This is a genomic window from Kocuria rosea (assembly GCF_023715525.1).
In the GTDB taxonomy this organism is placed as follows: Bacteria; Actinomycetota; Actinomycetes; order Actinomycetales; family Micrococcaceae; genus Kocuria; species Kocuria rosea_A.
Genome location: NZ_JAMBOG010000015.1, coordinates 1 through 25,015, shown reverse-complemented (window position 1 = coordinate 25,015; position 25,015 = coordinate 1). Strand labels below are relative to the sequence as shown.

Here is a 25,015-nt window from a genome sequence, read left to right as displayed (position 1 = left end):
CCCGCCCCACCCCTACTGATGTCCAGGGGAGTGCGGGTGGGGCGCGGGTGGGTCAAGACCCCGGGCAAGGAGGTCGCGATGTCGGCCACCCACTCCGTCGAAGTCCCCGGCGCGCACCCGCTGGCCCTGCGTCCCGCCCGGATCTCCGACATGTTCCTGCTGATGGACCTGGCCGACCAGGTGGGCTACCGCCTGAACCCGGAATGGATCCGCACCCGCCTGTCCACCGATCCGGCGGCCGAGGCGCACGTGGTCGCCACCGAGCAGGACGTGCCGATCGCCGCCGCCCACCTCTACGCCGTGGCCTCCGGACGGGAGGGCGGGAGGCCCTGGGCACGGCTGACCGCCCTGGTGGTCGATGAGGACCACCGCGGGCACGGCATCGGGACGCATCTGCTGGCCCACTGCGAGGGCCTGGCGCGCGGCCTGGGGGCCGAGCTGCTGGAGATCGCCATCGCCTCGGGACGTCACGACCTCGACGGCTTCTGGTGCCGGCACGGCTACCGGCGCCATCCTCCGATCCGCTACGCCAAGCTGCTCACCGACGGCGCCTGAACGCCGCGGACGCCCCGGCTCTGGCCCCGTCCAGGATCCCGGCGGGGCAGCAGGACCGTCCGCAGCAGGTGGCCCTCGTTCCCGGGGCCGAGGGGGAACCACGGGTCGGATATCGTGACCACATGGCACCACGAGAAGCAGGCCGGGAGCTCACCGCGGGACTGGTCGGATACGGTTCGGCGGGCCGGACCTTCCACGCCCCGCTGCTGCTCCGGGCGGGCTGCCGGGTCACCGACGTCGTCACCACCGATCCCACCCGGTCGGCCGAGGCCACGGCCGACTGGCCGGGGGTGCGGATCCACCGCGACCTGGCCGGGCTGCTGGGCAGCGCCCGGCCCGACGTGCTCGTCGTCGCCTCCCCGACCGGCCGCCACGTCGAGCACGCGGTGGCCGCCCTGGAGGCGGGGATCCCCGTGGTCGTGGACAAACCGCTGGCCCTCGACCTGGAGGGCGCGGTCACCGTGGCCCGCCGGGCGGAGGCGACCGGCACCCCGCTGACCGTCTTCCACAACCGGCGCTGGGATCCCGAGCAGCTGACGCTGCGCCGGCTGCTGGCCGAGGGCGCCCTCGGAACCGTGCACCGGTTCGAGCGCCGCTGGGAACGGTGGCGCCCGGTGCCGAAGAACCGGTGGCGGGAGAACGCCGTCGGCGAGGGCGGCGGGCTGCTCCTCGACCTCGGGCCGCACCTGGTGGACGCCGCGATGCAGCTGTTCGGCCCCGTGACCGGCGTCCGGGCCGAGCTGCGCGCCCTGACGACGCCGACGGAGGACGACGTGTTCCTGGCCCTGGAGCACGCCGGCGGCACCATCAGCCACCTGTGGGCCGGCAGCCTGGTGGGCGCGCCGGGGCCGCGGACCCGGGTGCTGGGCTCGGCCGGGGCCCTCCTCGTTCCCGGCCACGACGACGCCCCCGGCCCCTTCGACGCCCTGGACCCCGGGGAGGGCATGGCCGGGTGGCTGGTCCGCGGTCCCGAGGCCACCCCCGTGCCCACCGCCCCCGGGGAGCACGCCGACTTCTACCGGGCCGTGGCCCGCTGGCTGCTCGAGGGCGGGGACGTCCCGGTGGACCCCTGGGACGCCGTGGCCACCGCGGCCGTGCTGGACGCGGCCCGGCGCAGCGCCCACACCGGCGCCCTGGAGATCCCCCAGCAGCTCTGACCCGCGGTTGCCCGCCCCGGGGCGGCCCGGGGGACGGCGCCCGCCAGCGGCCGGCCGGCGCTGCCGTCCCTCACCGGCGCCCCGCGCGCCGGTGAGCCCGATGTGACCCGGCGGTGCGGGCGAGGACACAGCGGGGAAACCTCCGCCGCCCACACTGGTGCACACGGGCCGCCGGGCCCTGCGGTGGCGCGGTCCGGTGCAGCCCTCCACCCGTCCCCGCCTCATCGGAGCCCTGCCATGTCCTATGTGTTGCCCTCGGACTTCGTCACGAAGATGATCGACGCCGGGGAGGCGAAAGTCCTCATGGCCACCCGCGACACCCTGATCCGCGCGTTCATGGCCGGTGCCATCCTCGCGCTCTCGGCGGCGTTCGCGGTCACGGTCACCGTGCAGACGGGCCAGCCGCTGGTCGGGGCCCTCCTCTTCCCGATCGGGTTCTGCCTGCTGTACCTGCTGGGCTTCGACCTCCTGACCGGCGTGTTCACCCTGGTGCCCCTGGCCCTGATCGACAAGCGACCCGGCGTCACCGTGCGCTCGATGCTGCGCAACTGGGGGCTGGTCTTCGCCGGCAACTTCGCCGGCGCCCTCACCGTCGCCGTGATGATGGCGGTGATCTTCACCTACGGCTTCTCCCTGCCCCCGAACGAGGTCGGCCAGCAGATCGGCGTCATCGGCGAGGGGCGCACGGTCGGCTACTCCGAGTTCGGCGCCGCCGGCATGCTGACCCTCTTCCTCCGCGCCGTCCTGTGCAACTGGATGGTCTCCACCGGCGTGGTCGCCGCGATGATGTCCACGAGCGTCTCCGGCAAGGTGATCGCGATGTGGATGCCCATCCTGCTCTTCTTCTACATGGGTTTCGAGCACTCGGTCGTCAACATGTACCTGTTCCCCTCGGGCCTGCTGCTCGGCGCCGGCTTCTCCCTCACGGACTACCTCGTGTGGAACGAGATCCCCACCGTGCTCGGCAACATCGTCGGCGGCGTCACCTTCGTCGGGCTCACGCTGTACGCCACCCACGCCCGGACCGGGGCGACCCGCGACCGCCGGCTCGCCCCGCCGGTCGGCGTCCCGGGCGAGTGACCGCCCGGTTCCCGGCGGCGACCGGGCGCTCCCGCCCTCCTAGAGGAGGGGCCACGGGATCCGGCGGCCGGTGCGGTCCACCGGCAGGACCGGGTGCTCCAGCAGCCGGCGCACCCGCTCCTGCAGCGCGGCGACCTCCCGGGCGCCGAGGAGATCGGCGAGCTCGGGAGGAGCCGTGTCGGCCAGCGGGGCGATGTCGTGCAGCAGCTGCTCGGGAACGGGCTCCCCGCCGAAGTCCCACACGACGGTCCGCAGCTTGGGCTCCGCCGCGAAGCACAGCCCGTGGTCGATGCCCCACACCCGCCCGTCGCTCCCCCGCAGCACGTGGCCGCCCTTGCGGTCGGCGTTGTTGGCGACGCAGTCGAACAGCGCGATCCGGCGCAGCGCGTCGTGGGTCTGCGGGGCGCCCTCGTACAGCGTGAAGTAGTGCTCCCCGGGGTCGTGCTCGACGAACAGCTGCAGGGACCCGACGCCGAAGGGACCGTCCTCCCGCACGACGGTCGCCGGCACGATCCCCCAGCCCAGGCACTCGCTGAGCAGGTACGCGGCGCGCTCCCGCCGGTGCAGGCCCGCGCGGAAGTCGATCAGCGGGCGCTCGCCCTCCTGGGGCTTGTAGATCGCCCAGGCCGAGTCCTCGCCGAGCCGGACCTCGACGAGCATCGCCGAGTTGCTGCTCTTCCGGATCAGCCCGAGGAGCTCCATCCGGCCCTGCGCGAGGAGCACGAGGTCGCTCATCGGTCCCCGCTCACGAGACCCGCAGGCCGCTCAGCGGCTCGTCGGTGGAGTTGACCGTGAGCACGACCGGCGCCTGGCCCGGCGCGTAGGAGATCACCGAGATCGAGCACGGGCTGACGACGATGCGCTGGAAGAGGTCCAGGTGCGTCCCCAGAGCGTGCGCGAGGACCGCCTTGATCGGGTCGGCGTGCGAGAAGCAGACCACGACCCCGCCCTCGTGGACGGTGCGCGCCCGGTCCACGGCGCCGACCATCCGGGCCTGCATCTCGACGAAGCTCTCGCCGCCGGGGAACCGGAAGGTCGAGGGCGCCCGCTGGACGGTCTGCCAGGCCTTGAGCCGGCCGAGCCGGGACAGCTCCGCGCCCGTCCACTCCCCGAAGTCGCACTCGAGCAGACCCGGGTCGACGACGGCCTCCCGGCCGGTCCGGGCCACGGTCGGCGCCGCGGTCTCCCGCGTGCGCTCGAGGGGCGAGGTGAGGACCGCGTCGACGGGGACCCCCGCGAGCCGCTCCGCCACCCGCTCCGCCTGGCGGCGGCCCCGGTCGGACAGGTGCAGCCCGGGAGCCCGCCCCGGCAGGACCTTGCCCGTGGTGGGTGTCTCGCCGTGCCGCACGAGCAGGACGAGCGTGCTCCGTGGTCTCCTCCGGGTTGCCATCAGGTACCAGCGTACTGGCGGGGCCGCCGTGACCACAGGGCCCGGCGTCGTCGACCACGCCGGAGCCCCCGCGCCGCCCCTTGACACCCGGGTTACCGTGGCGCTGTGACTGATCGGACTGATGCCCCCGACATCCATACCCTCGGCGAACTGCGCGCGGCCGGTCACGTCCACCGGTCGCTGCGCCAGGAGATCCGCGACAACCTCCTGAAGACGCTGGCCGCGGGCGGTGACCCCTGGCCGGGCCTGCACGGGCTCGGGCGCACCGTCCTGCCCCAGATGGAGCGGGCGCTGCTCGCCGGCCACGACGTCGTCCTGCTGGGCGAGCGCGGCCAGGGCAAGACCCGCCTGCTGCGCACCCTCGTCGGCCTGCTCGACGAGTGGTCACCGGCCATCGAGGGGTCGGAGCTCAACGAGCACCCCGAGGAGCCCCTGACGGAGGCGTCGAGGCGGCGCGTGCTCGCCGAGGGCGACGCCCTGCCCATCGTCTGGCGCCACCGCTCGGAGCGCTACGTCGAGAAGCTCGCCACCCCGGACACGTCCGTGGCGGACCTCATCGGCGACGTCGACCCGATGCGCGTCGCCGAGGGGCGGCGGCTCGGGGACCCGGAGACCATCCACTACGGGCTCGTGCCCCGCTCCCACCGCGGCATCGTCGCCATCAACGAGCTGCCCGACCTCGCCGAGCGCATCCAGGTCGCCATGCTCAACGTCATGGAGGAGCGGGACATCCAGATCCGCGGCTACATCCTGCGGCTGCCCCTGGACGTGCTCGTGGTGGCCTCGGCCAACCCCGAGGACTACACGAACCGGGGCCGGATCATCACCCCCCTCAAGGACCGATTCGGCGCCGAGGTCCGCACCCACTACCCGCTCGAGCTGGAGGACGAGATCGCCGTGATCCGCCAGGAGGCCGAGCTGGTCGCGGAGGTCCCGGACCCCATCCTCGAGACGCTGGCCCGGTACACCAGGCTGCTGCGGGACTCCTCCGCGGTCGACCAGCGCTCCGGGGTGTCGGCGCGCTTCGCCATCGCCGGCGCGGAGACGGTCGCGGCGGCCGCCCTCCGGCGGGCCGCGATCCGCGGCGAGGACGAGGCCGTCGCGCGGATGGTCGACGTCGAGGTCGGCACCGACGTCCTCGCCGGCAAGATCGAGTTCGAGTCCGGGGAGGAGGGCCGCGAGCGCGCGATCCTCGACCACCTGCTCCGCAGGGCGACGGCCGAGACCGTCCGGGCCCGGTTCCGCGGCATCGACCTCGGCCCCCTCGTGGAGGCGTTCGACGGCCGCACGACCGTGTCCACGGGGGACGACGTCTCCGCCCAGGACTTCCTCGACGGGCTGCCCGAGCTGGCCGGCCCCGGCACCGACGGCGACGCCACCGTCTACGACGAGATCGCCGCGCGGCTGGGCGCGACGACCTCGGGACAGCGCGCCAGCGCGATCGAACTGGCCCTCGAGGGACTGTTCCTCGCCCAGCGCATCTCCAAGGACTCCGACGAGGGCGGCACCGTCTACGGCTGACGGCCCGACCACGGAGCCCGCCGACCAAGGGAGGGCGTCATGCCCGGACAGCACCGCTCATCGCGCTACGGCAAGTACACCGGGGGGCCGGACCCGCTGGCCCCGCCCGTGGACCTGTCGGAGGCGCTCGAGGCCGTCTCCGAGGAGGTCATGGCCGGGTACTCGCCCGAGGAGGCGCTGCGCGAGTTCCTGCGCCGGGGCGGGCGCGGCCGGGAGGGCCTCGACGACCTGTCCCGGCGCGTGCACCAGCGGCGGCGCGACCTGCTGAAGCGCCACCGCCTGGGCGGCACGCTCGACGAGGCCAGGCAGCTGCTCGACAAGGCCCTGCGCCTGGAGCGCGAGCAGTTCCTGCGGGACGCCCGGATGGACCCGGCGGACCGCTCCTTCCGCGAGATGCAGCTCGACGGCCTCCCCCGCTCGACGGCCGCCGCCGTCAGCGAGCTCTCCTCCTACGACTGGCAGTCGCAACAGGCGCGGGAGGCGTACGAGCAGATCAAGGACCTGCTGGGCCGCGAGCTGCTGGATCAGCGCTTCGCCGGGATGAAGCAGGCCCTCGAGAACGCCACGGACGCCGACCGGGAGGCCGTGGCCGAGATGCTGCGCGACCTCAACGACCTGCTCGAGAAGCACGAGCGGGGCGAGGACACCGACGAGGACTTCCAGGACTTCATGGCCGAGCACGGCCGGCACTTCCCGGAGAACCCGCAGTCCGTCGACGAGCTGATCGACGCGATGGCCCAGCGCGCCGCGGCGGCCCAGCGGCTGATGAACTCCATGACGCCCGAGCAGCGCCAGGAACTGATGCAGCTGTCCGCGCAGGCGTTCGGCTCCCCGGAGCTCATGGCGCAGCTCGGCCGGCTCGACGCGAACCTCCAGGCCCTGCGTCCCGGCGAGGACTGGGCCGGGGCGGAGGACTTCGAGGGCCGGGACGGCCTGGGCCTGGGCGACGGGACGGGCGTGCTCCAGGACATCGCCGAGCTCGACGCGCTGGCCGACCAGCTGTCGCAGGACCACGAGGGGGCGAACCTGGACGACATGGACGTCGACGCGCTCGCCCGCCAGCTGGGCGACGACGCCGCGGTGTCCGCCCGCACCCTCGCCGAGCTGGAACGGGCGATGCGCGACAGCGGCTACCTGCAGCGCGGCGCCGACGGGGACCTGCGGCTCTCCCCGCAGGCCGTGCGGCGGCTCGGCAAGGCGCTGCTGCGCGACGCCGCGCAGCAGCTGGCGGCCCGCACCGGCCAGCGCGACACCCGTCTGGCCGGGGCCGCCGGCGAGCCGTCCGGCGCCACGCGGGAGTGGCAGTTCGGGGACGTCGAGCCCTGGGACGTCACCCGCACGGTGACCAACGCGATCCGGCGCACGGTCGCCGAGGGCGGCGACGCGCGGCACGGGGTGCGGCTCGACGTCCGCGACATCGAGGTGGCCGAGACGGAGGCGCGGACGCAGGCCGCCGTCGCCCTGCTCGTGGACACCTCGTTCTCCATGGCCACCGAGGGGCGCTGGGTGCCGATGAAGCGCACCGCCCTGGCCCTGCACCACCTCGTCTCGACCCGGTTCCGGGGCGACGAGCTCCAGCTCGTCGCGTTCGGCCGGTACGCCCGCACCCTGCCGATCGACGAGCTGACCGGGCTGCCCCCGCTGCGGGAGCAGGGCACCAACCTGCACCACGGGCTGCTGCTCGCCACCCGGTTCTTCCGCAGGCACTCCTCGATGCAGCCCGTGCTCCTCGTCGTCACCGACGGGGAGCCCACCGCCCACCTGCTGCCCGACGGCGGGAGCTGGTTCTCGTGGCCCCCGGAGCCGGAGACCGTGCGCGCCACGGTCGAGGAGCTCGACCACCTGGGGCGCATGGGGGTCCAGACCACGTTCTTCCGGCTCGGCGACGACCCCGGCCTGGCGCGGTTCCTCGAGCGGATGGCGAAGCGGGTCGGCGGACGCGTCGTGGCCCCCGACCCCGGGGACCTGGGCGCCGCCGTCCTGGACGAGTACCTCAACGCCCGGTCCGGGGACCCCGAGGCCACCGAGCGGTGGGCGTAGCCGGCCCGTCCACCACCCCTGCCGGGGGTCCGGGCTCAGCTCAGGACGAAGGTGGTGCGCTTGTTCGAAGCCGGTCCGGCCGTCAGGACGCCCCGGTCGTGCAGCAGGTACCGGCCGGTGCCGTCCGCCAGCTGCAGCGCGATCCCCTTGCCGCTCCGGGTGCGTGTGAAGCTGGCCTGCCCGGCGAAGCCGTCGCCCGCCCCGAGGGCGTCGACGCGGACGGTGACCCCGTCGACCCGCAGGTACCGGTCGGGGAAGTCGACCGACTGGATCGACTCCGTGCCCGCCCCGGCGAGCCCGGGGACGAACCGGAACTGGCTGTCGCCCAGCTCGCGCACACCGGCGTCGACGCGGGCCACGAACTCGAAGTGGCGCACGTGGGCCCCGGGGGCGTCCGCGGGGGACAGCCGCAGGACCGGCCCGCCCCTGCCCACGGGGACCCCGAAGAGCGGCGTGCCGTCCGGGTGCCAGTACACCTTCTGCACCCGGGCGTGCCGGTTCGGGTCGTACAGCGGGTCCCCGACGATGTCGCGGTAGTCGCGGGCGTGGTAGACGAGCACGTCCGTGACGCCGTCCTCGGCGACGGTGAACGAGTTGTGCCCCGGGCCGTACTGCCCGGTCCGCTCGTTCGTCGTGAACACCGGCTCCGGGGACTTCCGCCACGACAGCGGGTCCAGCAGGTCCGCGTCCGCGTCCGCCGTCAGCAGGCCCATGCAGTAGTTCGCGTCCGTCGCGCTCGCGGAGTAGGTCAGGAAGACCCGCCCGTTGCGCACGAGCACGGCGGCGCCCTCGTTGACCCGGTACCCGCGGATCTCCCAGGGCAGGGTGGGCGTGGAGATCCGCACGGGGTTCCCGGTGATGGCGAAGGGCGAGGCCATCTCGGCGATGTAGAGGCTGGTGTTCACCGCGATCTCGGGCTCGCCCTGGGCCCAGACGTAGTACCGGCGCCCGTCGTGCTCGAACGTCGTCGCGTCCAACTTGAAGTGGCCCCACGGCGTGGTCACCTCCTGCGGGGCGCCCCAGCCGGCGGGGTCCCGCGGGTCGGCGCGGCCGGACTCGAGCACGTACATCCGGATGTCGAAGACGTCGTCGGAGTCGCCGGCCGCGAAGTAGAGGTACCAGCGGCCGTCGATGCGGTGCAGCTCCGGGGCCCAGATGTGCCCGCCCATCCGCCCGGTGGCCGGCCGCCGCCAGACGACGGACTCACCGGCCGTGGCCAGTCCGGCGATCGTGGGCGCCCCGCGCACGACCAGCCGGTCGTACTCGGGGACCGACCCGGTGAAGTAGTACGTGCCCTCCACCGGACGGGTGATGAAGGGGTCCGCCCGCTGCTCGACGAGGGGGGTGGCGGTGGGCACGCCGTAGATCTCGGCGTCCGTGGGCGTGGTGCTGCCGGGTCGCCCGGGGGCGGCGAGCGCCGGGGGCGACGCCAGGACGCCGGCGGCCGTGACGCCCAGGCCGCCGAGCAGCAGGAGGCGCCGGTTGAGGTGGGGGGTCATGACGATGTCCTCACTTGGTCGCGATGCGGATGAAGGTGACGGAGTTGGGCTCGAACGTGCGCGTGAACCTGGAGGCGACGCCCTTGATGGTCGAGGTGACCGGCCCGACGGGCTGCGCCGAGCGGGTGTTCCGGGCTGCCGGGTCGCCGGTGATGACGGTCATCTCGGCCTTGCCGAACACCCGCCGTCCCGCGAGGTCGATCGTGGTGACCGCGGGGGCGTCCTGGGCGTTGACGACCTTGACGACGAGGTCGCCGGTGGCGTCGTCCTCGGTGACGACCTGAGCGAACGGCTCGGTCACGTCGTCGTCGGTGAAGGACCCGAAGAGCTCGTCGTCGAGGTAGAGCTTCACCGTGGTGCCGCGGACCTCGATCCGCACGTCGTAGGTCTCCCCGGTGGTGATCGAGTGGCCCTCCTTGGCGAAGACGGTCTCCTTGGCGCCGTTGGTGGCCTTCTCGATCACGCTGCGCGTGTTGTTCCAGCCGCCGAGGTTCCACCAGTAGTAGTCGTCGGAGTCCTCCACCCCGAAGCCGATCAGGAAGCCTTCCGCGCCGGCGGTCTTGGTGGCCGTGAGGGACAGGTCGTAGTCCGTGGCGGTGATGTCGGCCGGGGCCTCCACCAGGGTGTCGTCGGCCGTCGTGCTCGACTGGACGTAGGCGCCGTCCTCGACGGACCAGGAGCCGCGCTTCGCCAGGGGGGTCCAGTCACCGGCGTCGCCGTCGGAGAAGTCGTCCTCGAAGAGCACGGCCCCGTCGGGGGAGGTGACCTTCACGTCGTCGTACCGGGCCGCCGTGGACCACGTCGAGAGGCCGATGCCGCCGTTGATCGGTGCGGCCTGGACGGTCCTGCCGCTGACCGTGGTCGGGACGACGCGGTCGCCGACGTTGTTCATGAACAGCTTCTGGACCTCGTAGCTCGTCGAGCCCCAGGACTCGTCGTTGTCGAACCAGATCATGTCCGGCTTCCACTGCACGTGGTCGACGTTGGCGAGCAGCGGCGCGTAGGACGCCATCTTCACGACGTCGGCGTTGCGCTCCAGGCCGGTCATGTACGCCGCCTCGGACAGGGCGTTGAAGAGGGTGTTGTCCAGGGAGGCGTACTCGCCGAGGAACACCTGCGGGCCGCTGCGGTCGTAGGAGTCGTAGCGGTGGTTGTTCTGCAGGAACCAGATGGGGCTGTTGTAGTAGTGCTCGTCGACCATCTCGACGCCGTTGGCGCGGTTGAGCTCCCCGTGCCGGTCGAAGACGGGGCCCTGGTCGTCGGGGCCGGAGTTGCTGATGACGGTGATCTCGGGGTGCTCGGCCCCGATGGCGTCGCGGAACCGGACGAAGTTCTCGGCGTACTCGTCGGGGAGGTTCTCCTCGTTGCCGACCCCGATGTGGGTCAGGCCGAACGGCTCCGGGTGGCCCATGTCCGCCCGCAGCTTCCCCCAGGTCGACGTCACCGGCCCGTTGGCGAACTCGACGAGGTCCAGGGTGTCCTGGATGTGGCGCTCCAGCAGCTCCGGGTCCTCCGTCGCGCGGTTCTGTCCGCAGCCGGTCACCAGGGCGGGGACCACCGGCAGCGGCATGGCCCCGATGTCCTCGGCGAACTGGAAGTACTCGAAGTACCCCAGCCCGTACGTCTGGTTGTAGCCCCAGAAGTTGGAGTTCGTGGCGCGCTCCTCGACCGGGCCCACGGTGTCCTTCCACTGGTAGGATCGCGCGCGCTCGTAGTTGCTCTCGGCGTCGTAGCCGTGGTGGCTGTTGACGTTGACGAGGCAGCCGCCGGGGAACCGGAGGAAGCCGGGGTTCAGGGCCGCGACCTTCTCCGCGAGGTCCTTGCGCAGGCCGTTCTCGCGGCCGAGGTAGGTGTCCTCGGGGAAGAGGGAGACCATGTCCAGGCGCAGCGTGCCGGTGCCGCCGGCCTCCACGGCGAGCCGGGCGGCGTCGGTCGTCCGCTTCGCGGTCAGCGTCCCGGTGTACTCCACCCACCCGTCGTCCTGCACGGTGAGCTCGAGGGGGTCGGCCAGCGGCTCGCCGCCGGTGCTGCGCAGCGTGACGGTCAACGGGGTGCCGGCCGGTGCGTCGGTCCGGGCCCAGGTGGAGAAGTCGTACCGGGCGCCGGCCGTGAGGGTGACGCCCGCGTTGTACCCGGAGTTGGTCACGCCGTAGCGGCCGCCCTCGGGGTTGCCGAGGTCGAGCCGCAGGTGGGTGCGGTTGCGCTCGTTCAGCCGCGCCTCGTCGTCGACCGTGGTCGCGGTCCCGGACCCGCCGGACGAGGCGGTCGGGGTCCAGGCCGTCAGGCCGTGGTAGCCGGCGTTGTCCACGGGGAGGAACTCGAAGGAGCGGTTGCGGACCAGCTCGGCGTACAGCCCGCCGTCGGCGGCGAAGTTGATGTCCTCGTAGAAGACGCCGTACATGGACTCGTCGATCTCGGCGCCGGTCGCACCGGCCTCGACCTCGATCGTGTAGTCCGGCTCCGTGGGCTGCGGTGGAGCGGCGAAGACCGGTGCGGCGAGGGTGGCCGGTGCGGCGAACGCCATGCTGAGCGTCAGCGCTCCGAGGGCGCGGGGTAGGGACATGCCATGTCCTCCTTCGGACGGTGGTTCTTTTCGGGGGGAGGGGAAGAACCTGATCGGGCGAGCGGGCCGTCGGGCCGCCGCCCGGGTGCCGCGATCCCAGTCGCCGGACCGCCTCCGGAGCCGCCGGACCCGGGGGCCGGATCGACGGATCGGGCCGTCACGCCGAATGTGAGCGATAACACAGTGTCCCGAGTTTGTGGGTCCTCCCATCCCGATGTCAATGGCGCCGCGCAACCTGCCCGAAACCTCCGCGACACTTCGCGCCGGGGATTGACCCGTGCCAATGTGAGCGCTAACACTTACGGTGGGTCGCAACAGACCCGCGATCTCGGACAGCTCGCCCGGACCGACGTTCCCGGCACAGCTGACGCTCTCGAGGAGGAGAAGCATGAAGAACTGGACCTTTGCCCAGAGGGCCGTGGCCACCGGGACGGCGGGCCTGCTGACCCTGACGCTGAGCGCCTGCGGGGGCAGCGATGCCTCCGGCGGCGAGGCGAGCGGCGGGGGCGACGACGTCATCTCCGTCGGGTTCTCACAGGTGGGCGCCGAGAGCGGCTGGCGCGCGGCGAACACCAAGTCCATCCAGGAGTCGCTGACGGAGGAGAACGGCTTCGACCTGTCCTTCTCCGACGCCCAGCAGAAGCAGGAGAACCAGATCCAGGCGATCCGTTCCTACATCGCCCAGGGCGTGGACGTGATCGCGTTCTCCCCCGTCGTCGAGTCCGGCTGGGACGCCGTGCTGGAGGAGGCCAAGACCGCCGGCATCCCGGTGGTCCTGACCGACCGCGCTGTGGACTCCGAGGACGAGACCCTCTACGAGTCCTTCATCGGCTCGGACTTCGTCGCCGAGGGCGAGCGGGCCGGCGAGTGGGTCGTGGAGAACCTCGGCGACCAGCAGCTCAACGTCGTCGAGCTCCAGGGCACGACCGGCGCCGCGCCGGCGATCGACCGCAAGGCCGGCTTCGAGTCGGCCATCGAGGGCAACGAGAACATCGAGATCATCGCCTCGCAGACCGGCAACTTCACCCGTTCCGAGGGGCGCCAGGTGATGGAGGGCTTCCTCCAGGCCCACGACGACATCGACCTCCTCTTCGCCCACAACGACGACATGGGCCTGGGCGCCATCGAGGCCATCGAGGCCGCCGGCCTCACGCCCGGTGAGGACATCAAGATCGTCACCATCGACGCGGTCAAGGACGGGATGCAGGCGCTGGCCGACGGCAAGATCAACTACATCGTCGAGTGCAACCCGCTGCTGGGCCCGGACCTGGCCGAGATCACCAAGAAGGTCGTCGCCGGCGAGGAGGTCGAGAAGCGCATCGTGGTCGAGGACCAGGCCTTCGACCAGGCCGCCGCCGCCGAGGCCCTGCCCACCCGCGAGTACTGACCCGCTGCGCCCGGCCGGCCGCGCGCAGTCCGTGCGGCCGACCGGGCACACTGCCCGAACTCCCTTCACGAGAGGTCAGCGATGACTACTCCCCAGCCCGCGGTGGAGATGACCGGGATCTCGATCGAGTTCCCCGGCGTCAAAGCCCTCGACGGAGTCGACTTCCGGCTCTTCCCCGGTGAGGTCCACTCGCTGATGGGGGAGAACGGGGCCGGCAAGTCGACCCTGATCAAGGCACTCACCGGCGTCTACGGGATCAACTCGGGCCGCATCACCGTCTTCGGCGCTCCCCAGACCTTCAGCGGGCCGGCCCAGGCCCAGGCGGCCGGGATCAGCACCGTCTACCAGGAGGTCAACCTCTGCGAGAACCTCTCCGTCGCCGAGAACATCATGCTCGGGCACGAGCCGCGCAGGGGCGGGCGGATCGACTGGCGGGCCCTGCGCCGCCAGGCCTCGACGTTCCTCGCCCAGCTCGGCCTGGACGTCGAGCCCCGCTCCGCCCTGTCCTCCCATTCCCTGGCCGTCCAGCAGCTGGTCGCCATCTCACGGGCCATGGTCCTCGACGCCAAGGTGCTGATCCTCGACGAGCCGACCTCGAGCCTGGACGCCGGGGAGGTGACGCGGCTGTTCTCGGTCATGCGGACGCTGCGGGACCGGGGCGTGGCCATCCTCTTCGTCTCGCACTTCCTCGACCAGGTCTACGAGATCTCGGACCGCCTGACCGTGCTGCGCAACGGCAGGCTGGTCGGGGAGCACCCCGTCGGCGAGCTGCCGCGCCGCCAGCTGGTGTCCAAGATGATCGGGCAGTCCCTGGAGGTGCTCGACCAGCTCGAGGAGGCGCCGAAGCGCACCGTGGCCGCCCGTTCCACCGCGGCACCCGTCGTCGAGGCCGTCGGCCTGGGCCGGCGCGGGTCCGTCGAGCCGTTCGACCTCACGCTGCACCCGGGCGAGGTGGTCGGCCTCGCCGGCCTGCTGGGCTCGGGCCGCACGGAGCTGGCGCGCCTGCTCTACGGCGCCGACCACGCCGACGCGGGCGAGCTGACGGTCGACGGGACACCCGGCCGGCTCCGCGGCCCCCGGGCGGCGATGAAGCGCGGCATCGCCTTCTCCTCCGAGCACCGCAAGGCCGAGGGCATCATCGGCGACCTCACCGTGCGGGAGAACCTGGTGCTCGCGCTCCAGGCGGACCGTGGATGGGCCCGCCGCATCCCCGCCCGCAAGGCGGACGAGATCGTGGACAAGTACATCGCCGCGCTGGGGATCCGGCCGGCGAACCCGGACGCGCTGGTGCGCAATCTCTCCGGCGGCAACCAGCAGAAGGTGCTGCTCGGCCGGTGGCTCGCCACCGCCCCGAAGCTGCTCATCCTCGACGAGCCGACCCGCGGCATCGACGTCGGCGCCAAGGCCGAGATCCAGCGCCTGGTGGCCCAGCTCGCCACGGAGGGCATGTCCGTCGTCTTCATTTCCGCCGAGCTGGAGGAGGTGCTGCGGCTCAGCCACCGGATCGCGGTCATGCGCGACCGCAGGAAGGTGGCCGAGATCGTCAACGAAGAATCGACCTCGCTCGACGACGTGGTCGAGCTCATCGCCACTGGAGGTACCCCGTGATGCAGCTCGTGCGGCATCGGCTCTTCTGGCCCGCGATCGCCCTCGTGGCGCTCCTGGCGGCCAACACGATCAACGACCCCGGGTTCCTGAGCATCCGGATGCAGGACGGCCACCTCTTCGGCGCGCTGATCGACATCATGCGCAACGGCGCCCCGCTCCTGCTGGTCGCCCTCGGCATGACCCTGGTGATCGCCACCCGGGGCATCGACCTGTCCGTCGGCGCGGTGGTGGCGATCGCGGGAGCGGTCGCCCTGACCTTCATCGGCTCGTCGCCCGACCCGGGAGCGCTGTCCACCGTGCTCGCCGGCGTGGGCATCGCGCTCGCCCTGAGCCTGGTGCTCGGCGTGTGGAACGGTTTCCTGGTCTCCGTGCTCGGGATTCAGCCGATCATCGCGACCCTGGTGCTCATGACGGCCGGGCGCGGCATCGCGATGCTCATCACCGAGGGTCAGATCACCACGATCACCAGCCCCGCCTACAAGGTGATCGGGGCGGGCTACTGGCTCGGGCTGCCGGTGTCGATCCTCATCGCCGGCGGCATCTTCGCCCTGGTCGCGCTGCTGACCCGCCGGACGGCCCTGGGCATGCTCATCGAGTCGGTCGGGATCAACCCGGAGGCCAGCCGCCTCGCCGGCCTGCGGTCCCGGAGCATCACTTGGACCGTCTACACGCTGACGGCACTGTTCGCGGGCCTCGCCGGGCTGATGATCAGCTCCAACGTCATGGCGGCGGACGCCAACAACGCCGGCCTGTTCATCGAGCTGGACGCGATCCTCGCCGTCGTGATCGGCGGCACCTCGCTCGCGGGCGGGAAGTACTCCCTGAGCGGGACGCTCATCGGGGTCTTCATCATTCAGACCCTCACCCTGACGGTGACCACGCTCGGGGTCTCGCCCTCCGTCACCCCGCTGTTCAAGGCGATCGTGGTGATCGCCGTCGTCCTCATGCAGTCCCCGATCGCACGCAGGAAGCTCGCCGCCCGCCGCCCGCGGGCACTGCGCCGCGCGGCCGTGGACCCGAACCCCGTGGAGGTGTCGGCGTGATGCCCGCAGCCCAGCTCGTGAAGCCCGCCAAGGGAACCAGGCCCGGCAAGGGCGCCGGCTCCCGCCCGGTCCAGCACCTGACGACGACGCTGTCCGGGACCCGGGCCCGGCTCGACCGCCGGTTCCTGCCCGTCGTCGGCACCCTCGCCGTCCTGGCGCTGATGTTCGCCGTCGGGGGGAGCCGCTACGAGAACTTCCTGTCCGGGCGGGTGATCTCGAACCTGTTCATCAACAACGCGCACCTCGTCGTCCTGGCCGTCGGCCTGACGTTCGTCATCATCGCCGGGGGGATCGACCTGTCCGTCGGTGCGGTGGTCGCCCTCACCGGCGTCATGGGCGCCTCGCTGCTGCAGTCGGGCTGGTCGGCCGGCGTCGTGATCCCGCTGATCATCGTGGTGGGCTCCGTGATCGGGCTGGTCGTCGGCACCATGGTCCACGTCTTCGACGTCCAGCCCTTCATCGCGACGCTGGCGGCGATGTTCCTCGCCCGGGGCCTGTCGTACGTGATCAGCCTCCCGTCCATCCCCATCACCGACCCGGCCTTCGTCTGGCTCTCCAGCACCCGCATCCCCCTGGGGCAGAACTGGTCGCTGACCCCCAGCGTGATCATCTCGCTGCTGGTCGTCGCGGTCGGGTTCTACGTCCTGCACCACACCCGGTTCGGCCGCACGGTCTACGCCATCGGCGGGGGCGAGCACTCCGCCGTCCTCATGGGGCTGCCGGTGGCCCGCACCAAGGTGCTCATCTACGTCATCAGCGGCACCTGCGCCGGGATCGCCGGCTTCCTGTTCGCGGTGGGCTCCCGGTCCGGCTACTCGCTCACCGGTGTCGGGATGGAACTCGACGCGATCGCCGTCGTGGTCATCGGCGGGACTCTCCTCACCGGGGGCAGCGGCTTCGTCCTCGGCTCCGTGCTCGGCGTGCTCATCCTCGGGCTGATCCAGACCATCATCACCTTCGAAGGCACCCTCAGCTCCTGGTGGACCAGGATCGTCATCGGCGCCCTGCTGCTGGCGTTCGTCATCCTGCAGCGGCTGCTCGTCACCAGACGGCGGTGAACCCGCACGGCCGACGGCGCGGGACGCCCGTGCGGCCGTGCGCGCCGTCGCCCGCTCCCGTCCGGGCCTTGTGCCCCGACGATCCCGGCACCGAGCATGTCCTCGTGGGCCCGAGCACGTGGGCAACCACCGGCGTCAGGGCCGGGACCGACGCGGCGAGCGCGGGCCCGGAGGACACGGATCCCGAAGGAGCGGACATGAAGGTGCTCGTCCTGGGCGGTACGTCGTTCATCGGCCGGGCCGTCGCCGAGCACCTGCTGCGGCGCGGCGACCAGGTGGCGCTCTTCCACCGGGGACGCGCCGAACCGCCCGGACTGGAGGCGGCGACGCACCTCCACGGTGACCGGCTGGATCTGCCCGCACACCGACGCGCCCTGGAACGGTTCGGCCCGGATGCGGTGCTCGACAGCTACGCCCTGACCCGCCGCGACGCCGAGCTCGCCTGCGACGTGCTCCCCGGGGTGCCCGCCGTCGTGCTGTCCAGCCAGGACGTCTACGCGGCCTACGAGGGGCTCCTGAGCGGCCGCGCGGTCGCGGACGTCCCCCTCGCCGAGTCCGCTCCCCTGCGCAGGACACGCAGGGTCTACGGGCAGGACCCACCTCCCGGCGTGCCGGCCGACTACGAGAAGCTGGACGTGGAGGACGTGTGGGCGCGCCGGAACGCGACCGTGCTGAGACTGCCCATGGTCTACGGTCCGCACGACCCCCGGTGCCGGGAGGGCTTCGTCCTGCGCCGGCTGGCCGCCGGTCGGCACCGGATCCCGGTCGGGGCCGGCAACCTGCTGTGGAGCAGGGCGCACGTCGCGGACGTCGCCGCGGCCGTCGTCCGCGCCCTCGGGGAACCCCGAGCCCGGGGCCGGTGCTTCAATCTCGCCGAGCCCACGACGCCGACGATCGGGAGGTGGATCGAGCAGATCGCCGCCGCGGCCGCGGCGGAGCTCGAGCTGGTCCGTGCACCCGACGCCCTGCTGCCCCCGGACCTGTTCCTCACGGCGGCCCACCCGCAGCACCTCCTGGCCGACGTGCACGCGGCGCAGGACGTCCTGGGGTGGCACCCCCGCCCTCCGGATCGCGGTGTGGCGGACTCGGTCCACTGGCACCTGGAGCACCGGACGCACGCACCCTGGACGGAGGAGGACACGGCGCGGGACGAGGCGGCGCTGCGAGCCGGCGAGGAGTGAGCGGCTCGACCACGCCATCTCCGGGGCACTCCGGAAGCTTTGCCGACTTACACCCGATAGGTAGACTGGTCTACCTAGAAGGGGGCCGCATGACAACACATTTGCACCGCTCGGAGCAGCGCCACGGATCGGCGCGCACCCGCATCCTGGAGGCCGCCGCGCAGCGCTTCTACGCCGAGGGCATCGCCGCCACCGGCATCGATGCGATCACCGCCTCGGCCGGAGTGGCGAAGATGAGCCTGTACAACAACTTCGCGTCCAAGGCCGCGCTGGTCGAGGCCTACCTCGCCGCCCGGCACGAGGAGTGGATGGGCCTGTACCGGGCGCGCCTGGCGGAGGCGACGACGGCCCCGGAGCGCGTCCTGGCGGTGTTCGACGCCTATCTCGATCACGCCGGGGCCGCCTACGACCACGGCTTCCGTGGGTGCGGGCTGCTCAACGCTGCCGCCGAGCTGCCCGCCGGCGACCCCGGGCGGGCCGCGGTGCGCCGGCACAAGGAGCAGGTCGAAGAGCTGCTGGCCGAGCACCTGAGCGCCCTGACGGATGCGGCCACGGCCCGCCGGCTGGCCGAGCACTTCAGCTTCCTGCTGGAGGGAGCGATGTCCCGGGCCGGCCTGGAGGGCGAGCCCACTCGCCTGCACCGTGCCCGCGCGATCGCCGCCGGCCTGCTGGCCGACCTGGACCTCGCCCGGTGAGGGGCGCGACCGGCGGGATCACCGCGATCCTGATCACCTCCTTCCTGTGGGGCACCACCGGCACGGCGGCGACCTTCGCCCCCGGGGCCGGCCCCCTGGCGATCGGCGCCGCCGCCCTGGGGGTGGGCGGACTGCTCCAGGCGGCGATCGCCCTGCCCGCCCTGCGCCGAGCACGCGGCGCGCTGCGGGCCCACGCACGGCTGGTCGCGGCGGGGGCCGTGGCCGTGGCGGTCTACCCGCTGGCCTTCTACTCCTCGATGCACCTGGCCGGTGTCGCCATCGGCACGGTCGTCTCCCTGGCCTCGGCACCACTGGCCTCGGGGGTGCTGGAACTGCTCCTGGAGCGCAAGCCGCTGAGTCGGTGGTGGATGCTGGCCGCGTTCCTCGGCATCTCCGGCAGCACCCTGCTGTGCCTGTCCAGGACCGGCGCGGCGACGACCTCTGCCGCGGACACTGCCGTCGGCGTCGGGCTGGGCCTGGTGGCCGGGGCCACCTACGCGCTGTACTCCTGGGTCGTCCACCGGCTGATGGCCCACGCGGTGGGGCGGGCGGCGTCGATGGGCGCGGTCTTCGGCGCAGGCGGTGCCCTGTTGATCCCCGTCCTGGTGGCCGCGGGCGCCCCCCTGGTGGCCTCGGCACAGTCGTTCGCCGTGGCCACCTACATGGCCCTGGTGCCGATGTTCCTGGGCTACTACCTGTTCGGCATCGGCCTCGCCCGGGTGCGCCCGAGCACGGCGACCACCCTCACTCTGACCGAACCGGCCGTCGCGGCGCTGCTGGCGGTCGTCGTGGTGGGAGAACGGTTGACGGCCGTGGGCTGGACCGGTCTCGCCGTCCTCTCTGCCGCCCTGGTCGTGCTCGCCGTCGCTCCCACCAACACGGCGACCTCCCGGCCCGCCGCACCCGGGGAAGCCCCCGGCAGGACGACCCCGCCCGGCACGTCACCGGAGGACGCCGGAGCCGGGGCAGCGACCGAGGAGACCGTGGGGACCACGGCCCCCGTCCCCCGCTCCGGCCGCTGAGCGGAGCGGTCAGCCCGGGCAGGAACCGATCCGGGCTGACCGCCGGCCGTCCGAGCCGGAGGTCAGGGGATGATGCGCTCGGCCCGGTAGCGCTCGAACAGGGCCGTGAAGCAGTCGTCGGTGCGCCGGTAGCCGGTGAAGCCCGCCAGCCGGCTCTTGCTCATGTCGGCGAGCACCTCGATCGGCCGGCCCAGGTCGGCGTCGGTGTGCCACCAGGAGGCCACCCGGGACAGGTCCGGTTCCACCAGCCCGTGCTCGGCCACGATCCGGGCCCAGACCTCCTCCGCGCCGGCCATCTGCTCCTGAAGCGGCCGCGGCGCCCCCTGGTAGCCCTCCCACTCCAGACCGAAGAAGCCCGCCAGCGCCGGCCACATCCGCCGCCACCGGAAGACGTCGCCGTTGACCACGTTGTAGGCCTCGTTCCCGGCCGTGGCGGTGGTGGCGGCCCAGACCATGTGCTCGGCCAGCAGCGCCCCGTCGGTCATGTCCGTGAGACTGTTCCACTGGGTCTGCGATCCCGGGAAGACGAAGGGCCGGCCGGTCGCCCGGCAGATCGCCGCCTGCACCGCCAGGGTCAGGCCCATGTTCATCGCGTTGCCCACGGCGTGGCCGATCACCGTGTGCGCCCGGTGCACCGACCACCGGAAGCCCTGCCGCCCCGCGGCGGCCCACAGCTCGTCCTCCTGGGCGTAGTAGAAGTTGGCCACGTCCAGCCGCGGCTCCTCCTCCCGGAAGGGAGTGTCGGGCATCTCCCCCTTCCCGTAGGCCTCGAACGGGCCCAGGTAGTGCTTCAGCCCCGTCATCAGCCCCACGTGCTCCACCGGGGCGTGGTCCAGGGCGGCCAGGAGGTTGCGGAGCATCGAGGCGTTGACCTCGATGTTCTCGGCCTCGGTGGCCTGCCGGGACCAGGCCGTGAAGAACACGTGCGTGGGCCGTTCCCCGGCCAGCGCGGCGGCCACGCTCTCGGCCGAGCGCAGGTCGGCGGCCACGTGCCGGGCCGGGCTGCCCGGCACCGGGGTGCGCGACAGCGCCAGGACCTCCCACCCGGGCGCGGCCGTCAGCTGCTCGACAATCGCGGAACCGGCGATGCCGCTGGCACCCACGACCAGAGCGGTCCTGCGCTGGCCGGAGTCGGTGTCCTTCGCGGGAACGGACATGGTGGGACCTCGCTTCATCGGTGGTGGGGGAGCTCTCCCTGCATCGTACGACCCCGGTGTAGGGACCCGGCCGGTGACGGCAGATCGGCCCTGACAGGCGCGGGCCCCGGCGGGACGCCGGGGCCCGCGAGGCTCTCGACCGGTGGACCGGTCCGGGATCAGAGCTGGGCGTCGCGCTCGGTCACCGACTCCCGGCCGGCGGGATCGACGTGGCGGGTCTGGCTGGTGGTGCGGCGCGGGATCAGGGAGATCACGAGCAGGATCGCCCCGACCGCGGTGAGGATCCACCCCACCGCGCTCAGGCTCAGGGCGAAGGAACCGAGGGTGATGGTGTTGCCGCTCGTGGCGAAGACCAGGATCAGCCCCAGGACGAGCGTGATCGCGGCGCCGGCGGAGAAGTTGCGGTTCATGGTGCGCTCCCGGGAGTAGTGGGCGATGCGTGGTATTTGCAAGTGCGATCATTTTACGGCCCGATAAGCACGCTGATAAGCACCGAGCGACTCTTCCTGCGCCACGGCGGTCACCGCCGGCCCTCGGCGTCGTCCCCGCCCCGCCGCCGTACTGATCCGGGCCGGACGGACGTCCGGCCCGGGCGGGAGACGGAGACCGGTCAGGACTCCAGGGGCGCTCACCACCTGGTCCGGACCGCGGCGTCGGCGTCCTCGGTGACGAGGTCGGCGTTGAGGGCGGCGGCCGCCACGACCCCGGCTCCGGTGGCGACGGAGACCATCGCTGCGAGGTCACTGGTGTTGCCCGCGGCCGACACGCCGGGGATCCCCGTGCGGCCCATGGCGTCGGTGGCGATGAAGGCTCCGAGGGGATGCTCGGTGGCCGTTCCGCCGAGCTGTTCGTACAGCTCGGTCCGGGCGGCGAACCGTGGGGCGACGGCCACGGCGTCGACGGGGATCTCGCGCCCGTCGTCGAGGACGACCGCCCGCAGGACCCCGTCGATGCTGCGCAGCTTCTCCGCGGCGGAGTCCACGACGGGGATGTCCAGGGCGGCGAGCTGCTCCCACGCCGCCTCGCCCGGATCGGGCATCGTGTGGCGCACGAGCGTGACGTACTCGCTGAGCTGCCGGAACAGCAGGGCCTGGTGGATGCTCATGGGACCGGCGCCGAGCACGCCGATGCGCTGTCCGCGGACCTCCCATCCGTGGCAGTAGGGGCAGTGCAGCACGCTGGTTCCCCAGAACCGGCGGACGCCGGGGATCTCGGGCAGCTCATCGACCAGTCCCGTGGCCAGGAGCAGGCGCCGTGCCCGGATGTTCCCGCCCGCGTCGAGGTCGACCTCGAACCCGCCGTCGATCCGGCGCGCGGCGAGAGCGCGGTCCTGACGCACCTGCGCGCCGTAGTGCCGGGCCTCCTGCCGGCCGGCGGCCAGCAGTTCCAGCGGCGGGATGCCTTCCCGGGCCAGGACGTTGTGGGCGCCGTGGGCGGGGGCATTGCGGGGCTCGCCGGCGTCGACGACGACCACCGACCGGAGCGAGCGGGCCAGCGCGACGGCTGCGCTCAGTCCGGCCGCGCCGCCTCCGACGACCACGACGTCATGGGCAGGGGTGTTCATGGAGGAGCTCCTTGGTGTGTCGGACCGGTGAGGGAGTACGGGGGCAGCTCAAGGGCGCCGGGCCGCCCAGGCGGTGCGGCTGCCACGGATGCTCAGATCCCGGCGGGTCAGCAGGGCTTCGGGTCGGTCCTCCGCCAGGAGTCGGTCCAGGACGTCGAGGTCCTCGGCGGCCAGCCGGCCCCGGAGGCAGGGGCGCATGTGGGAGAGCCAGGCCTGGGCACAGCGAGCAGTGGACAGCGGCGCCGGGTGCGCTTCGGCGCTGACGGTCCGCGGGCCGAGGACCTCGAACCCGGTCTGCTCCAGGAGGGGCCGCCAGTCCGGGTGGGCGTTCCACCCCGCGGAGGCCAGGGCCTGGTGGCACCGGGACTCCAGCCCGGGGCGGCCGATCCCGAGGTCCTCGGGCAGGAAGCGGGGCAGAGCATCCATCTCGACGACCACCAGCAGCCCGCCGGGCCGCAGCGCGGCACGGATCGCCCCCAGGACCGCGCCGGGGTCGGCGACCTCGTGCAGGAAGGAGGAGGCCCACACGAGATCCACCTCCCCGACGGCGGGCCACGTCACATCCAGGTCCGCGTGGACGACGTGCACCCGACCGTCCAGCCCCTGCTCGCGGGCCGTGGCCTGCACGCGCTCGAGCATCACCGCCGACCGGTCGACCGCCACCACCTGCGCCGCCGGAAAACGCCGGGCCAGGACCACGCCGCCGGCGCCCGTTCCGGCACCCAGGTCGACGATCGTGCGCGGGCCGTCCCCCACGTCCTGGGTCGCCCACGTGGTCACCTCCTCCCAGGAGGCGCCGGACATCTCGGCATCCAGCTCCAGCAGCTGCGCCAGGTCCTCCTCGTGCCGGTGGTGGTCGTGCTGACCGGGATCGAAGGGGGTGCGGGAACGGTGGGTCATGCCTCCACGGTAGGCCAGTCATGCGGTTCAGGCATATGATCTTGCGTATGGAGCAAGAACTCGGGCTCGACACGGTCATCCGCCAGCGCATCCGGGGCCTGCGACTGGCCCGCGGCTGGTCCTTGGACGCTTTGGCTGCCCGCTGCTACCTCAGCCCTTCCACCTTGAGCCGCATCGAGACCGGGCACCGTCGGATCGCCCTGGACCAGCTGGTGCCCATCGCCCGGGCCCTGGGCACCACGCTGGACGAACTGGTGGAGTCCCCCGGTGACGAAGACGTGGTGATCCGGCCCGAGCCCGGCCACACGCCGGGCATGACGACCTGGCTGCTGTCCCGGGAGGACGCCCTGCACGGCATGACGGTCGCCAAGATGCGCATCAGTCCGGATCGGGCGGCCGCAACAGAGCAGCTGGCGGTGCATCCCGGCCGGGAGTGGTTCACCGTGCTGTCCGGCACCGTGCGCCTGCGCCTGGGGGATCGGACCGTGCTCGTCGAGGCGGGCCACGCGGCCCAGTTCTCGACCATGGTCCCGCACGCCCTGGAGGCCCATCATGGACCGGTGGAGATCCTCACCATCTACGACCACGACGGGCAGCGCGCCCACCTGCATGGCACCGACGACGCCGTCACGCCGGAGGACCACTGAGGACAGCCCTCCGCACCGAGGCCGGCTTCTTCTCCTGCTGAGGAGTCCGGCGGCATAGGATGACTCCACCGCGACGAGTCGGGAGGAGGTGGGTCCGATCACGGCTGGATCGATGCGGGCGCTTCCTGCTGACGACGTCGCGCTCCGACCGTAGGAGCCGAGGGTGCCACCCCGACCGGAAAGGGGCTCCTCATGACCGTCTTCCCCACGACGCGCGAGCACGAGGCGCGCTCGTCGTCCGTTTGCGTGCTGCCGGTCGGGTTCCCGCCGGGGACGGGGCCGCAATGCGGACTCCGAACGACGGAAGCGACGGCCTGGACGTCCCTCGCCGCGGGGTCGCCGAGGCTCCGCTCCGGCTGTGGCCCGGTGGACACCTCATGATGGAGACCTGCGATCGGCAGGCGGGCCAGGCAGGGGGCGTGGTCGCCGCAGGAGGCACAGACCCTGCCCTGTCGGCTTCCCGAGGCGGGACGCCACCGTGCTCAGCAGCACCTGTGGTGCCGCGCAGGCCGGCGCCACGGACCCGGGCACCGGTGGCACGAGCGGGCGACGACGACGCCGGCACCCGCGAACGGCCCGGCCGTGTCGATGACAGCGGAACAGCCAGGAAGTGGGTGCTGCGGTGAGGATCCTGCCGGCCATCGCCGCCGTCGTCACGGCGGCGATGGTGATCGTCAAACTGCTCGAAGGGGACTGGGGGATGGTCCTTCTCGGCGTGCTGCTCTGCGCGGTGTCCGTGCGGGCCTTCGTGCTGCTCAAACGCAAGCCCGACCCGTGATCATCGCATCCGCCGGCCGGGGCCTGGGTCCTACTGGGCGACCCGCTGTGGGGTGGTGGCGTGTTCTTCGGGGGGTGGGTGGTTAAGGTGGGGAGCCCCCGCACCGTGTGGTGCGGGGGCTCGACCCTTCTGGTGTGGTCCGGCGGTGTCCTACTCTCCCACACCCTTCC

General features: G+C 72.6%; 22 protein-coding genes. 14 read left to right on the top strand and 8 right to left on the bottom strand.

The window, feature by feature from the left end:
- The first annotated feature begins 78 nt into the window (after positions 1-78).
- The 3 genes from M3185_RS11525 (at position 79) to M3185_RS11515 (ending at position 2,792) form a co-directional block, all read left to right on the top strand.
- On the top strand, positions 79-555 hold the full coding sequence (locus M3185_RS11525; protein ID WP_251333825.1) for a GNAT family N-acetyltransferase: 477 nt from the start codon (positions 79-81) through the stop codon (positions 553-555).
- A gap of 122 nt (positions 556-677) precedes the next feature.
- Positions 678-1,712, top strand: a complete 1,035-nt coding sequence (locus M3185_RS11520; protein WP_251333824.1) for a Gfo/Idh/MocA family protein — start codon at positions 678-680, stop codon at positions 1,710-1,712.
- A gap of 237 nt (positions 1,713-1,949) precedes the next feature.
- Positions 1,950-2,792 carry a formate/nitrite transporter family protein gene (locus M3185_RS11515; RefSeq protein WP_251333823.1) on the top strand — a complete coding sequence of 281 codons (843 nt, stop codon included), beginning with the start codon at positions 1,950-1,952 and terminating at the stop codon, positions 2,790-2,792.
- Between the two features lie 39 nt (positions 2,793-2,831).
- Here M3185_RS11515 and M3185_RS11510 read toward each other — a convergent pair whose 3' ends face one another.
- On the bottom strand, positions 2,832-3,527 hold the full coding sequence (locus M3185_RS11510) for an SCO1664 family protein (protein ID WP_251333822.1): 696 nt from the start codon (positions 3,525-3,527) through the stop codon (positions 2,832-2,834).
- Between the two features lie 10 nt (positions 3,528-3,537).
- Entirely contained in the window at positions 3,538-4,182 is a 645-nt protein-coding gene (locus M3185_RS11505) for an MSMEG_4193 family putative phosphomutase (protein ID WP_251333821.1), read from the bottom strand.
- A 105-nt stretch (positions 4,183-4,287) separates the two neighbouring features.
- On the opposite strand from M3185_RS11505, the gene M3185_RS11500 reads away from it, so the two are divergent.
- Both M3185_RS11500 and M3185_RS11495 read left to right on the top strand, forming a co-directional pair.
- Entirely contained in the window at positions 4,288-5,703 is a 1,416-nt protein-coding gene (locus tag M3185_RS11500) for a magnesium chelatase (protein ID WP_251333820.1), read from the top strand.
- Positions 5,704-5,742: 39 nt separating this feature from the next.
- Positions 5,743-7,743: a vWA domain-containing protein gene (locus tag M3185_RS11495; protein ID WP_251333819.1), complete on the top strand. Its 2,001-nt coding sequence runs from the start codon at positions 5,743-5,745 to the stop codon at positions 7,741-7,743.
- Positions 7,744-7,778: 35 nt separating this feature from the next.
- On the opposite strand, the gene M3185_RS11490 is transcribed toward M3185_RS11495, so the two are convergent.
- The gene (locus M3185_RS11490) at positions 7,779-9,242 is read right to left on the bottom strand and encodes a family 43 glycosylhydrolase (protein WP_251333818.1); all 1,464 of its coding nucleotides are present in this window, start codon (positions 9,240-9,242) and stop codon (positions 7,779-7,781) included.
- A 10-nt stretch (positions 9,243-9,252) separates the two neighbouring features.
- A complete protein-coding gene (locus tag M3185_RS11485; RefSeq protein WP_251333817.1) occupies positions 9,253-11,805 on the bottom strand; it encodes an alpha-L-arabinofuranosidase C-terminal domain-containing protein in 2,553 nt (850 codons plus the stop codon).
- Between the two features lie 388 nt (positions 11,806-12,193).
- On the opposite strand from M3185_RS11485, the gene M3185_RS11480 reads away from it, so the two are divergent.
- The 7 genes from M3185_RS11480 to M3185_RS11450 all read left to right on the top strand — a co-directional run bounded on the left by M3185_RS11480 (position 12,194) and on the right by M3185_RS11450 (position 19,799).
- Entirely contained in the window at positions 12,194-13,192 is a 999-nt protein-coding gene (locus tag M3185_RS11480) for an ABC transporter substrate-binding protein (RefSeq protein WP_251333816.1), read from the top strand.
- An 81-nt stretch (positions 13,193-13,273) separates the two neighbouring features.
- Positions 13,274-14,800, top strand: a complete 1,527-nt coding sequence (locus tag M3185_RS11475) for a sugar ABC transporter ATP-binding protein (protein ID WP_251333815.1) — start codon at positions 13,274-13,276, stop codon at positions 14,798-14,800.
- Positions 14,797-15,843 carry an ABC transporter permease gene (locus M3185_RS11470; RefSeq protein ID WP_251333814.1) on the top strand — a complete coding sequence of 349 codons (1,047 nt, stop codon included), beginning with the start codon at positions 14,797-14,799 and terminating at the stop codon, positions 15,841-15,843. Before M3185_RS11475 ends, M3185_RS11470 begins: the two co-directional genes overlap by 4 nt.
- Entirely contained in the window at positions 15,843-16,901 is a 1,059-nt protein-coding gene (gene yjfF, locus M3185_RS11465; protein ID WP_251333813.1) for a galactofuranose ABC transporter, permease protein YjfF, read from the top strand. Before M3185_RS11470 ends, yjfF begins: the two co-directional genes overlap by 1 nt.
- A 197-nt stretch (positions 16,902-17,098) precedes the next feature.
- Entirely contained in the window at positions 17,099-18,082 is a 984-nt protein-coding gene (locus tag M3185_RS11460) for an NAD-dependent epimerase/dehydratase family protein (protein WP_251333812.1), read from the top strand.
- Positions 18,083-18,171: 89 nt separating this feature from the next.
- Positions 18,172-18,777 carry a TetR/AcrR family transcriptional regulator gene (locus M3185_RS11455; protein ID WP_251333811.1) on the top strand — a complete coding sequence of 202 codons (606 nt, stop codon included), beginning with the start codon at positions 18,172-18,174 and terminating at the stop codon, positions 18,775-18,777.
- Positions 18,774-19,799 carry a DMT family transporter gene (locus tag M3185_RS11450; RefSeq protein WP_251333810.1) on the top strand — a complete coding sequence of 342 codons (1,026 nt, stop codon included), beginning with the start codon at positions 18,774-18,776 and terminating at the stop codon, positions 19,797-19,799. The genes M3185_RS11455 and M3185_RS11450 overlap by 4 nt, the downstream gene beginning before the upstream one ends.
- Before the next feature lie 62 nt (positions 19,800-19,861).
- Here M3185_RS11450 and M3185_RS11445 read toward each other — a convergent pair whose 3' ends face one another.
- The 4 genes from M3185_RS11445 to M3185_RS11430 form a co-directional block, all read right to left on the bottom strand.
- Entirely contained in the window at positions 19,862-20,956 is a 1,095-nt protein-coding gene (locus M3185_RS11445; protein WP_251333809.1) for an SDR family oxidoreductase, read from the bottom strand.
- Between the two features lie 158 nt (positions 20,957-21,114).
- Complete coding sequence (locus M3185_RS11440; RefSeq protein ID WP_251333808.1) at positions 21,115-21,408, bottom strand: hypothetical protein; 294 nt, start codon at positions 21,406-21,408, stop codon at positions 21,115-21,117.
- 176 nt (positions 21,409-21,584) lie between these two features.
- Positions 21,585-22,520, bottom strand: a complete 936-nt coding sequence (locus M3185_RS11435) for an NAD(P)/FAD-dependent oxidoreductase (RefSeq protein WP_251333807.1) — start codon at positions 22,518-22,520, stop codon at positions 21,585-21,587.
- A gap of 48 nt (positions 22,521-22,568) precedes the next feature.
- Positions 22,569-23,420, bottom strand: a complete 852-nt coding sequence (locus M3185_RS11430) for a class I SAM-dependent methyltransferase (RefSeq protein ID WP_251333806.1) — start codon at positions 23,418-23,420, stop codon at positions 22,569-22,571.
- A gap of 47 nt (positions 23,421-23,467) precedes the next feature.
- Here M3185_RS11430 and M3185_RS11425 point away from each other — a divergent pair, with 47 nt between their 5' ends.
- Both M3185_RS11425 and M3185_RS11420 read left to right on the top strand, forming a co-directional pair.
- Positions 23,468-24,067: a helix-turn-helix domain-containing protein gene (locus M3185_RS11425; protein WP_251333805.1), complete on the top strand. Its 600-nt coding sequence runs from the start codon at positions 23,468-23,470 to the stop codon at positions 24,065-24,067.
- A gap of 622 nt (positions 24,068-24,689) precedes the next feature.
- On the top strand, positions 24,690-24,845 hold the full coding sequence (locus tag M3185_RS11420; protein ID WP_251333804.1) for a hypothetical protein: 156 nt from the start codon (positions 24,690-24,692) through the stop codon (positions 24,843-24,845).
- Positions 24,846-25,015: the final 170 nt, after the last annotated feature.